At 64.1% G+C, this 11,958-nt stretch carries 9 protein-coding genes and 1 pseudogene; 8 read left to right on the top strand and 2 right to left on the bottom strand.

What is annotated here, in order from left to right; all coding sequences use genetic code 11:
* Nucleotides 1-252: 252 nt before the first annotated feature.
* Nucleotides 253-362, bottom strand: a pseudogene (locus ACYG9Z_RS13885) (DUF255 domain-containing protein); the annotation flags it as partial.
* A gap of 51 nt (nt 363-413) precedes the next feature.
* Between ACYG9Z_RS13885 and mnmE the strand changes: the two are divergent.
* The 5 genes from mnmE to ACYG9Z_RS13860 all read left to right on the top strand — a co-directional run bounded on the left by mnmE (nt 414) and on the right by ACYG9Z_RS13860 (nt 6,483).
* Nucleotides 414-1,736 (top strand): tRNA uridine-5-carboxymethylaminomethyl(34) synthesis GTPase MnmE, encoded by a 1,323-nt coding sequence (mnmE, locus tag ACYG9Z_RS13880; protein ID WP_023752828.1) that lies wholly within the window; start codon nt 414-416, stop codon nt 1,734-1,736.
* A gap of 430 nt (nt 1,737-2,166) precedes the next feature.
* Nucleotides 2,167-4,041 (top strand): tRNA uridine-5-carboxymethylaminomethyl(34) synthesis enzyme MnmG, encoded by a 1,875-nt coding sequence (mnmG, locus tag ACYG9Z_RS13875; protein WP_023752829.1) that lies wholly within the window; start codon nt 2,167-2,169, stop codon nt 4,039-4,041.
* Complete coding sequence (gene rsmG / locus ACYG9Z_RS13870; protein WP_023752830.1) at nt 4,038-4,670, top strand: 16S rRNA (guanine(527)-N(7))-methyltransferase RsmG; 633 nt, start codon at nt 4,038-4,040, stop codon at nt 4,668-4,670. The genes mnmG and rsmG overlap by 4 nt, the downstream gene beginning before the upstream one ends.
* A 65-nt stretch (nt 4,671-4,735) precedes the next feature.
* Nucleotides 4,736-5,533, top strand: a complete 798-nt coding sequence (locus ACYG9Z_RS13865) for a ParA family protein (RefSeq protein ID WP_023672118.1) — start codon at nt 4,736-4,738, stop codon at nt 5,531-5,533.
* 62 nt (nt 5,534-5,595) lie between these two features.
* Complete coding sequence (locus tag ACYG9Z_RS13860; protein ID WP_023687600.1) at nt 5,596-6,483, top strand: ParB/RepB/Spo0J family partition protein; 888 nt, start codon at nt 5,596-5,598, stop codon at nt 6,481-6,483.
* A gap of 273 nt (nt 6,484-6,756) precedes the next feature.
* Here ACYG9Z_RS13860 and holA read toward each other — a convergent pair whose 3' ends face one another.
* Nucleotides 6,757-7,800 carry a DNA polymerase III subunit delta gene (gene holA, locus ACYG9Z_RS13855; protein ID WP_023752831.1) on the bottom strand — a complete coding sequence of 348 codons (1,044 nt, stop codon included), beginning with the start codon at nt 7,798-7,800 and terminating at the stop codon, nt 6,757-6,759.
* A gap of 413 nt (nt 7,801-8,213) precedes the next feature.
* On the opposite strand from holA, the gene ACYG9Z_RS13850 reads away from it, so the two are divergent.
* From ACYG9Z_RS13850 to ACYG9Z_RS13840, 3 genes are read left to right on the top strand one after another with little or no spacing between them, the layout of a single operon-like run.
* Nucleotides 8,214-9,446, top strand: a complete 1,233-nt coding sequence (locus tag ACYG9Z_RS13850; RefSeq protein ID WP_023672172.1) for a 3-methyl-2-oxobutanoate dehydrogenase (2-methylpropanoyl-transferring) subunit alpha — start codon at nt 8,214-8,216, stop codon at nt 9,444-9,446.
* A 2-nt stretch (nt 9,447-9,448) separates the two neighbouring features.
* Nucleotides 9,449-10,462 carry an alpha-ketoacid dehydrogenase subunit beta gene (locus ACYG9Z_RS13845; RefSeq protein WP_023672171.1) on the top strand — a complete coding sequence of 338 codons (1,014 nt, stop codon included), beginning with the start codon at nt 9,449-9,451 and terminating at the stop codon, nt 10,460-10,462.
* Nucleotides 10,463-10,464: 2 nt separating this feature from the next.
* Entirely contained in the window at nt 10,465-11,868 is a 1,404-nt protein-coding gene (locus ACYG9Z_RS13840; protein WP_023687604.1) for a dihydrolipoamide acetyltransferase family protein, read from the top strand.
* The last annotated feature ends 90 nt before the right edge of the window (nt 11,869-11,958 follow it).

Below are 11,958 nucleotides of genomic sequence, written 5' to 3'. Positions count from 1 at the left end.
CGGTGCATAGCTCCGGTCTGCCGGTTGGCGGCCGGATGCCACTGGCCAATGTTCGATCGATTCGCATGCGTTCCGATCGGGGCGGCAATATCGGCGTGACGCGGGTCGGGATTCTGATTCGCAGCCGGAACGAAGCTTGCCTGTCGGGGGCGAAGGATCCAGCTTCACGGCTCGGGGCCAGGCACAAGCGTTAACGATGCGGCCTGCGTAGGGCTTGCTGGCCCGCCCAGAACTCTTGGCGTCGGAATTAGGACCCGCCTGCTCGCACATGGATGACAAGGCGGCTATACAGATTTGGTAATGTCCGGCCGCTCCTCGCGATCGACCTTGATATTGACGAACAGCCGGTTCATGACGGCCGCATACTGTGGGATTGTCGACCGGACAGCTAGGCGACCGGTGAGAACGGGCAAATGATTTCAGGCGATTCGATTGTTGCGCTGTCCAGCGGCCGCCTGCCTGCCGGCATCGCTGTCATCCGCATCTCCGGACCAAGAACTCGATTCGCTGTCGAAACGGTTGCCGACGGCATGATCAAGGACCGGGTTGCGACCCTGCGCAAGCTCCGAACAGTGGACGGGTCGCTTATCGACAACGGCCTGGTGCTGTTTTTTCCGGGGCCGAACAGTTTTACCGGCGAGGATGTCGCCGAGTTCCACGTCCATGGCGGCCGCGCCGTCGCCAGCAAGATGCTGGAGATCATTGCCGGGTTTGACGGCGTGCGTCATGCGGAACCTGGTGAATTTACGCGCCGGGCTCTTCTCAACGGCAAGCTGGATCTGGTCGAGACGGAGGCGTTGGCCGATCTGGTCAACGCCGAAACCGAAGCGCAGCGGCGCTTTGCCGTGCAGAATGCCGAAGGAGTGCAAAGCGAACTCTATCTTGGCTGGCGCCATCGCCTGATCCATGCACGGGCCATGATCGAGGCGGAAATCGACTTCGCCGACGAAGACGACGTGCCCGGTTCCGTTTCGGACACGGTTTGGTCCGATGTGCGCGCAATGGTGGGGGAGATCGGCCGGCATGTCGATGGCTTCCATGCCGCCGAGATCATCCGTGACGGGTTTGAGGTTGTCATCCTCGGTGCACCGAACGCCGGCAAATCCAGCCTGTTCAACGCGCTGGCCAAGCGTGAGGCGGCGATTGTTACCGACGAGCCCGGCACGACGCGGGACTTGCTCGAAGTGGTGCTGGATGTCCACGGAGTGCGGGTCAGGGTAACCGACACCGCGGGCCTGCGCGAGGCGCCCGGCAAGATCGAAGCGATCGGTATCGAAAAGGCGCGGGCCAAGGCGCACACGGCTGACCTGGTGCTGTTGCTGGAAGATCTGGCGGACCCGAGTGCGATCGGCAACATGCCTGTCGAGGCCCCGGCTTTGAGAATCGGCACCAAGGTCGATCTCTTGAAAGGTTCGCCGCGATTGGAGGCGTATGATGCGTTGATCTCGACGGTGGACGGCACTGGGTTGGCTGAACTCCTGGCCGAGATCGGCAGGCGCGCCGCGGCTGCTATCGGCGATGCCGGTGACATCCTGCCGTCTCGGTTGCGGCATGTGGAGCTGCTCAATGAGACCAGGCGCTTTCTGATCTCGGCTTTGTCGGGGCAAGAGCGCGGCCAGGAGCTGCGGGCGGAGGAGCTGCGTCTTGCGGTGGACCGGCTCGGCCGGATTGTCGGCGCGGTGGATGTCGAGGACCTGCTGGACGTAATCTTTTCGCAGTTTTGCATTGGAAAGTGACTCACGTGAAACAGGGGGGCGCGCTGTGTGAGTGACTCACGTGAAACACAGGGGGCCACCCTAGTGCGTGTTTCACGTGAAATGAGGAGTTTGGCAAAAACGGCAAGTGCCGAAGGCCGGCCCCGCCTCTCATTGTCCTCCCGGGCATTTCTCACGTGCAGTGACGGGGAGAAAGATACCGTTATCCGGGATTTCGCCAACCACCGAAGCGCGCCAGCGCTTGAGCTCCTCCTTGTTCACCGGGAGAAGATGCCGGCAGGCAGATGAGGGGCAGCGCCAGCCGAGGTAATTGTCGCCGCTTCCCTGACTCACGTGAAACACCTCTGCGGCTTTCAGCACTCCGTTCCCCGTGAACGAATCAACCTGCAATCCTTGACAGCGTCCTCTCGTGGGGACATGTGTCGGGAAATCTCTGAATCTGGAAGGGACAATGATCGATCACTATGATGTGGTTGTGGTGGGCGGTGGCCATGCCGGGTGCGAGGCTGCGAGCGCTGCCGCGCGCGCCGGTGCCAGGACCGCGCTGATCACGCTGCGCTTCGACACGATCGGTGTCATGTCCTGCAATCCGGCGATCGGCGGCCTCGGGAAGGGCCATCTGGTGCGTGAGATCGACGCCATGGACGGGCTGATGGGCCGCATCGCCGATGCTGCCGGCATCCAATTCCGCCTGCTTAATCGCCGCAAAGGCCCTGCCGTGCGCGGGCCGCGCACGCAGGCCGACCGCAAGCTTTACCGGCTGGCCATGCAGGAAGCGATTCGGCAGCAGAACGGTCTCGACGTCGTCGAAGGCGAAGTCTTGGATTTCGAGATCGAAGAAGGACGGATCGCCGCTGTGCTCCTGGCCGACGGGCGCCGGTTGGCGTGCGGTGCAGTCGTCCTGACCACCGGCACTTTTCTTCGCGGCCTCATCCACATTGGCGACAGGAAGATTGTCGCCGGGCGGATGAACGAGCAAGCGAGCCTTGGCCTGTCGGCGACGATGAGCCGCGCCGGTTTCGCGCTTGGACGGCTGAAGACCGGCACGCCGCCGCGGCTCGATGGCCGCACCATCGACTGGGCGTCGCTGGAAAGCCAGGCGGCCGACGAACATCCAGTGCCGTTCTCGCTGCTCACCGACACAATCAAGAATCCGCAAATCCATTGCGGCATCACGCGTACGACACCGGCGACGCACGCGCTGATCCGCGCCAATCTCGGCCGCTCCGCCATGTATTCCGGCTCGATCGAAGGCGTAGGTCCACGTTACTGCCCGTCGATCGAAGACAAGATCGTCAAGTTCGGCGATCGAGAAGGTCATCAGATATTCCTCGAGCCGGAAGGGCTGGACGACGACACGGTCTACCCCAATGGCATTTCGACCTCCCTGCCCGAGGATGTGCAACTCGACATTCTCAAAACTATACCCGGGCTAGAGCGGGCGACCATGCTGCAGCCCGGCTACGCCATCGAATACGACCATGTCGATCCGCGCGAGTTGGAGCCGACGCTTGAGGCCAAACGTATTGCGGGGCTTTTCCTAGCCGGTCAGATCAACGGCACCACCGGTTATGAAGAAGCCGGGGCGCAGGGCCTGCTCGCCGGGCTCAACGCCGCGCGCAAGGCGGCGGCCGACGACCAAATCGTGCTCAGCCGCACCGAAGCCTATATCGGTGTGATGGTCGACGACCTCACCAGCCGCGGCATTGCCGAGCCCTACCGCATGTTCACTTCGCGGGCGGAGTTTCGCCTATCGCTGCGCGCCGACAATGCCGATGAAAGGCTTACCCCTCTGGCAAATCGGCTTGGTATCATGTCGCCGGAGCGGACGCAGCGGTTCAATCAAGTCACACAGGATCTTGATAGGGCGCGCGAACTCGCAGTTGCGACGACGATGACGCCCAACGAAGCGGCGCGGCATGGGCTGGAGATCAACAGGGACGGCGTGCGCCGCTCCGCTTATGAATTGCTCGCTCATCCCGGCGTCGATATAGCCTGGCTGGCCCGTGTTGCGCCGGCCTTTGGCGCAATCGACGTCATAACCGCTGAGCGGCTCGAAACGGAAGCGAAATATTCGGTTTACCTTGATCGCCAGCAGGCGGATGTCGGACAGATCCGCCGCGAGGAAAGCCGGCTGATCCCGGCGTCGGTGGATTTCGCCGATGTTCCTGGCCTGTCCAATGAGCTGAAGCAGAAGATGCTAACGCGTCAGCCCCGGTCGATCGCTGACGCGCAGCGTATGGAAGGCATGACGCCGGCGGCGCTGGCCATCATCGTCGCGCACGTCCGCAACGCCGAATCGGCCGCCCAAAGGGCCGTTGCGTGAGCGCTGCCTCATGGGCGAGCCTGCAAGAGGCCGCGGGACCGGTTTCACGTGAAACATTCGATCGCCTGGTGACGTTCGAACAGTTGTTCCTGAAATGGAACCGCAGCATCAATCTTGCCGCGCCCTCGACGCTGGACGATGTCTGGGGCCGCCATATTCTTGACAGCGCGCAGCTGGCCCGAATCGCCCCGCAGGCCAAACGCTGGGCCGATCTTGGTTCGGGCGGCGGTTTTCCGGGCCTGGTAATGGCCTTCCTGCTGGGCGAGCGCGACGGCGCGTCGATCGATCTGGTCGAGAGCAACCGCAAGAAAGCATCGTTTTTGCAGGCGGTCATTGGCCAGTTCGGCTTGCCGGCACGGGTCGTCGCCCGGCGCATCGACGACAGCTATGCGCTTGTTTCCGCACCGGAAATCATCACGGCGCGGGCGCTTGCCGCGCTGCCGGCGCTGCTCGCTCTGTCGGCGCCGTGGCTGACCAAGGGATCGCGGGCGCTGTTCCACAAAGGCCGGGATTACCGCTCCGAGGTGGAAGAAAGCACTCACCGCTGGGCTTTCGATCTGGTAGAACATCCGAGCATGACCGACGCCCATGGCGTCATCCTCGAAGTGACCGATCTGCGGACGGCGTAAGCTCTCCTTCGCAACCTTGGCGACGCAATGAATACCTGGCCCACATGAATACCTGGCACAGACCCATGAAAACCGGACCTCGCATCATCACCGTCGCCAACCAGAAGGGCGGCGTCGGCAAGACCACCACCGCCATCAATCTGGCCACGGCGCTGGCCGCCATCGGCGAAAAGGTGCTGATCGTCGATCTCGATCCGCAAGGCAATGCCTCGACGGGTCTCGGTATCGACCGCAAGGACCGCACCGTCTCGTCCTACGATGTGCTGACCGGCGAACTGGGGCTGGAAGAGGCCGCCATTCCAACGGCGGTGCCCGGCCTGTCGATCGTGCCGTCGACGCTCGATCTGCTCGGCATCGAAATGGAAATCGCCTCGGCGCCGGATCGCGTGCTTAAGCTGCGCAACGCGCTGCGCGCCGCCACTGAGCGCGGTGCGCCGTTCGGCTATGTGCTGATCGACTGCCCGCCCTCGCTCAACCTTTTGACTTTGAATTCAATGGCGGCAGCCGATTCTGTTCTTGTGCCGCTGCAGTGCGAGTTCTTCGCGCTGGAAGGGCTAAGCCAACTCCTGGAAACGGTGGAGCAGGTGCGCCGTTCGATCAATCCGGACTTGATCATCCAGGGCATCGTGCTGACCATGTATGACGGCCGCAACAACCTCGCCAACCAGGTGGTGCAGGACGTGCGGGCACATATGGGCGACAAGGTCTACGAGACCATCATTCCTAGGAATGTGCGAGTGTCCGAGGCGCCCTCCTATGGCAAGCCGGCAATCCTCTATGACCTGAAATGCTCGGGCAGCCAGGCCTATCTGCAGCTGGCGTCCGAAGTGATCCGCCGCGAGCGCAAATTGCGCGCTGCTTGATTAGGCAGGGTCGATAAACAAAGCCGATCCGTTACCGAAACGATCAAGAATCTGGAATTGAGATGAGCGAAGACCTTTCGAGAAAGAGACTGGGCCGCGGATTGGCGGCGCTGATCGGCGAAATAGATCGCCCGGCAGCGGCCGAAAAGCCAGGCCTGAATGCCGACGGCAAGGTGCCGATAGAGTTCCTGAGCCCGAACCCGAAAAACCCGCGCCGGTACTTTGGCGACGCCGACCTCACCGATCTCGCGCAGTCGATCCGCGAGCATGGCGTGGTGCAGCCGGTGGTGGCGCGGCCTTCGCCCACGCAGGCCGGGCGCTACGAGATCATCGCCGGCGAGCGCCGCTGGCGGGCGGCGCAGCGAGCCGGGCTGACCGAGATCCCGATCATCGTGCGCGACGTCAACGACCGCACAGCGCTGGAACTGGCGATCATAGAAAACGTGCAGCGCACGGACCTCAACCCGGTCGAAGAGGCGCTGGGTTACCAGCAGTTGATCGACGACCACGGCTACACACAGGCCGACCTCGGCAATGTCATCGGCAAGAGCCGCAGCCACGTCGCCAACACGCTGCGGCTGCTGAAGCTGCCCGACGTGATCCGCGACATGCTGGTCGACGGCGCGCTGTCGGCCGGCCATGCCCGGACGCTGGTGACGGCGCAGGATCCCGCCGGGCTAGCCAAGCAGATCGTCGAAGAAGGGCTTTCGGTGCGCCAGGCTGAGGCGCTGGCGCAAATGCCGGCGGGCGGCACGCCGCCCAAGGCAAAACCAGCACACGCCGCATCGGGCAAGGATGCCGACACGCTGGCGCTGGAAAGGCTGATGACCAACACGATCGGCATGATCGTGACCATCGAGCACAAGGGCAAGGGCGGCGCGATCCGCGTGGACTACCGCAGTCTGGAGCAGCTCGACGAGCTATGCCGGCGGTTGAAGGACGAGCGGTAGAGGGTTGGGGGTTGCGCCATATTTAGCCGACGAATGAAGTTCTGGCTTAGGATGAAGAAAGGGCTTGGCGGTTGCCGGCCCTTCTTTTTATTGGGGATTGCCGAAGGGATCGAACTGCTGATCTCCCCCCTTGAGGGGGAGATGGCCGGCAGGCCAGAAGGGTCGTCTCCCATCAAGCGCCGACCTCGTTTGTCGTTGCGAAAGGCGCCAGCGCTCCACGCGCCGCGACCCCCTCTGTCGCCTTTGGCGACATCTCCCCCTCAAGGGGGGAGATCACCGCTGCGCCAGCCTCGCGCTCTCCACCGCAATGCCGAGCAGCGCCTGCCGCGCCAGCGCTTCCGACAAATCCGGCCTGCGCCTGGTCTGCAGCACGGCCGATTGCAGCCGGTTCAGCGCGCGGCTGAGCGCCTCGACGTTCCAGCGCTCCAGCGCCTTCTCCACCAGCTTGCGCCGCGAGAAAAACACCGGCGGACGGGCGCCGGCCATGGCCGAGGCGGCGTTGCGGCCGGCGGTGTCCATCTGGCCGCGCATGATTTGAAGCTGCTGCAGCTGCCGCATCGCCGAGGACAGCACCAGGAAAGGATGGCCGCCGGACAGGCAGTGGCGGGTGAAGGCGGTGTCGAAGTCACCGATCCTGCCCTCCAGCACAGCATCGACCGCGTCGTCGAAGGAGGCGCCGGAGACGTCGCCGGACATCGCCCTTACGTCGTCGAGGCTGATGTCCTTCTGGCCGTGGGCATAAAGCACCAGTTTTTCGATCTCACCGCGCGAGGCCAGCCGGTCGCCGCCGAGATTGCGGCGCAGCGCCTGGCGTGCGTCGAGCGCCATCGACATGCCGGCCTTGCGCAACTCGTCGTCGATGACGCTGTCGATGTCGCGCGCTTCATCGGCATAGCATGGCAGCGCCATGGCGTTGTCGGCCGCCTCGACCACGGCGCGCAGCCCGACGCCTTTTTTCAGGTCGCCGGCCTCGATGAGAATGATCGCGTCGCGCGCGGGCTCCGCGGTCAGCGCCTTGACGTCCTCAGCCAGCGGCTTCTGGCCGCTGGCGTTGCGCACCCACAGAAGCCGCCGGTCGGAGAACATCGGCACGGTCCGGGCTTCGTCCAGCAGCCGGCCCTGGTCGCGATCGACCTCCGCGCCATCGAGCCGGACGACTGAGAACGGATCGTCGAGCGACAGGCCGGTTTTCGCGGCAAAGGCTTTGGCCCGCTCGGCGACCAAGCCGCGGTCGGGTCCGTAAAGCAGGACGATCGATATGCGCGCGTCCGGCTTCGCCAGCCACGAATCGACCTCGTATCCTTTCTTCTGTGCCATGAGGGGTGGTTAGCATGGGGAGAGGGCGGAGTGAACGGAGAAGCGGTCTTCCCTTCTCCCCTTGTGGGAGAAGGTGTCGCCGAAGGCGACGGATGAGGGGTGTTCCAGAAGGCACCAACGTCTCACTCCGCTGGAACACCCCTCATCCGTCTTGCCGCTTCGCGGCAATCCACCTTCTCCCACAAGGGGAGAAGGTCAGTCGCGCTCGTATCTGGCGGCAATCGCCCGCAATCTTGCGCCAAATTGCGCCCCGCCTCAAAACATCGACAAGAAATTTCGCCGCCATATCTGCATCTTGCGGTCGCTTGACGGCCGAGATGCCGGGTTGGGTTCGAGGCCCGATGAATTGGCGCTGTGCCGGCCGCGCGGATGTGCAAATATCCACCACCGGGCAACATGGGAGGACGATGGTCATGACCGATGCTGGGATGTTGCGGTTTCATGTGCCGGAGCCGGAAGTGCGGCCGGGCGGAACGCCCGACTTCTCCAACGTGCCTATCCCCAAGGCGGGCTCGGTGCCGCGACCGGACATCGATGTCGATCCGCGCACAATCCGCGACATGGCGTTTTCCATCATCCGTGTGCTCAACCGCACCGGTGAGGCGGTCGGGCCGTGGGCCGGGCTGCTCACCGACGAGGAGCTGCTCGAGGGGTTGCGCCACATGATGACGCTGCGCAGCTTCGATGCGCGCATGCAGATGGCGCAGCGCCAGGGCAAGACCTCGTTCTACATGCAGCATCTGGGCGAAGAGGCGGTGAGCTGCGCTTTCCGCAAGGCGCTGGCGCCAGGCGACATGAATTTCCCGACCTATCGGCAAGCCGGCCTGCTCATCGCCGACGGCTATCCGATGGTCACGATGATGAACCAGATCTATTCCAACGAGGCCGATCCGCTCAAAGGGCGGCAGCTGCCGATCATGTATTCGTCGAAGGAGCATGGCTTCTTCTCGATCTCCGGCAATCTGGCGACGCAATACATCCAGGCGGTCGGCTGGGCGATGGCTTCCGCTATCAGCAACGATTCGAAAATCGCGGCGGCGTGGATCGGCGACGGCTCGACGGCCGAATCCGATTTCCATTCCGCACTGGTGTTCGCCTCGACGTACAAGGCGCCGGTCATCCTCAACGTCGTCAACAACCAGTGGGCGATCTCGACGTTTCAAGGCATTGCGCGTGGCGGCTCCGGCACCTTTGCCGCGCGCGGCCTCGGCTTCGGTATTCCGGCGTTGCGCGTCGACGGCAACGACTATCTCGCCGTTCATGCCGTGGCCAAATGGGCCGCGGAGCGGGCGCGGCAGAACCTCGGGCCGACGCTGATCGAATATGTCACCTACCGTGCCGGCGCGCATTCGAGCTCGGACGATCCGTCGGCCTACCGGCCGAAAACCGAATCCGACGCCTGGCCGCTCGGTGATCCGGTGATGCGGCTGAAGAACCATCTGATCCTGCGCGGGGTCTGGTCGGATGAGCGCCATGCCCAGGCGGAAGCCGAAATCCTCGACACGGTGATCGCGGCGCAGAAGGAAGCTGAAGGCCACGGCACGCTGCATGCCGGCGGCAAGCCGTCGACGCGCGAGATGTTCGAGGGCGTGTTTGCCGAGATGCCGCCGCATCTCAGGCGCCAGCGCCAGCAGGCGGGAGTCTGACCATGCCGAGACGGACCATGATCGAGGCGATCCGCGACGCCATGGACGTGTCGATGGCGCGCGACGAACGCGTCATCGTCTATGGCGAGGATGTCGGCTTCTTCGGGGGTGTCTTCCGCTGCACGGCAGGCCTGCAAGCGAAGTACGGCAAGACCCGCTGCTTCGATGCGCCGATCAACGAATCCGGCATTGTCGGCTCCGCCATCGGCATGGCCGCCTATGGGCTGAAGCCATGCGTGGAAATTCAGTTTGCCGACTACATGTACCCGGCTTACGACCAGCTGACGCAGGAAGCAGCACGCCTGCGCTACCGCTCGAACGGCGATTTCACCTGTCCGATCGTGGTCCGCATGCCGACCGGCGGCGGCATCTTTGGCGGCCAGACGCACAGCCAGAGCCCGGAAGCGCTGTTCACCCATGTGTCGGGGCTGAAGACGGTGGTGCCGTCCAATCCTCATGATGCCAAGGGGCTGCTGATCGCGGCGATCGAGGATCCCGATCCCGTGATTTTTCTGGAGCCGAAGCGGCTCTATAACGGACCGTTCGATGGCCATCACGACCGACCGGTGACGCCATGGTCGAAGCATGAACTGGGCGAGGTCGCCGACGGCCATTACACGGTGCCGCTCGGCAAGGCGGCGATCCGCCGGGCGGGCTCGGCCGTCACCGTGCTCGCCTACGGCACCATGGTCTATGTCGCGCAGGCGGCCGTGGAAGAAACCGGCATCGATGCCGAGATCATCGATTTGCGGACCCTGCTGCCGCTCGATCTCGACGCGATAGTCGCTTCGGTGAAGAAGACCGGACGCTGCGTCGTCGTGCACGAGGCGACACTGACCTCCGGCTTCGGCGCCGAGCTGTCGGCGCTGGTGCAGGAAAATTGTTTCTACCATCTGGAAGCGCCGGTGGCGCGCGTTACCGGTTGGGACACGCCCTACCCGCATGCGCAGGAATGGGATTATTTCCCGGGGCCGGCCCGTGTCGGCCGCGCGCTTCTCGAAACCATGGGAGCCTAGGGATGGGCGAACACATCATCAAGCTGCCGGATGTCGGTGAAGGCGTCGCCGAGGCCGAACTTGTGGAATGGCACGTCAAGGTCGGCGACCTCGTGCGCGAGGACGCTTTGCTCGCCGCCGTGATGACCGACAAGGCGACGGTGGAAATACCTTCGCCGGTCGATGGCGAGATCCTGTGGCTGGGCGCCGAGATCGGCGACACGGTGGCGATCGGCTCGCCCATCGTGCGGCTGAAAGTGGCGGGGGAGGGCAATGTCGCCGAAGGCTCGAAATCGTCAGAGGTCACGGCGGCACCGACCCCCACCCCTGCCGGGGCGAGCCACGGGTCTCGCCCGTCCTCCGGACCCCCACAAGAGGGAGGCGTTTCGGCCACGAAATCCGACGCCAAGTCGCCACCACCTGCACCAGCAGCCAAAAGCGCACGGGCAGCTGAGACTGAATCCCCCTCCCCCTTGTGGGGAGGGGCTAAGGGTGGGGGTGCTGCGCCGACATCTAAAGGTGCGGCACCCTCCGGCGCGCCGCGCCCGGAGGGCGAAAAGCCCCTGGCGTCGCCCGCCATCCGGCTCAGGGCGAAGGAGGCGGGGATCGATCTGCGCCAGGTGTCGGGTACCGGCCCTGCCGGCCGCATCAGCCACGAAGATATCGAGGCCTTTCTCGCGCGCGGGCCGCAGGTGGCGAAGGCGTCGGGTCTGGCGCGCAATGACAGCGTCGAGGATATCAAGGTCATCGGTCTCAGGCGCAAGATCGCCGAAAAAATGTCGCTGGCGAAGTCACGCATCCCGCACATCACCTATGTCGAGGAGATCGACGTCACAGCACTTGAGGAGTTGCGCGCGGCGCTCAACAAGGAAAAGCGCAAGGGTGTGGAGAGGCCGAAGCTGACGCTGCTGCCGTTCCTGATGCGGGCGATGGTCAAGGCGATTGCCGACCAGCCCAACATCAACGCGCTGTTCGACGACGAGGCCGGCATCATCCATCAGCATGGCGGCGTCCATATCGGCATTGCCGCGCAGACGCCGTCGGGCCTGGTGGTGCCGGTGGTCAAGCACGCCGAGGCGCGAGACCTCTGGGATTGCGCGGCCGAGCTCAACCGCCTGGCCGAAGCGGCGAAGTCCGGCACGGCCAGCCGCGACGAGCTGTCGGGATCGACCATCACCATCACCTCGCTCGGCGCCATGGGCGGCGTGGCGACGACGCCGGTCATCAATCATCCTGAGGTGGCGATCGTCGGCGTCAACAAGATGATGGTGCGGCCGGTCTGGGACGGCACCCAGTTCATCCCGCGCAAGATGATGAACCTGTCGTCGAGCTTCGACCACCGGGTGGTCGACGGCTGGGACGCGGCGGTGTTTGTGCAGCGCATCAAGGCGCTGATTGAGACGCCGGCGCTGATATTTGTGGATTGAGGGGCGGAACGACCGAGATGACGGCGGGACAGCGCCCCCCTCTGCCTTACCAGGCATCTCCCCCACAAGGGGGGAGATTGGACGTCACGC

The sequence above is a fragment of the Mesorhizobium sp. RSR380A genome, from assembly GCF_054719385.1.
This window is presented reverse-complemented; position numbering and strand designations above follow the sequence as displayed.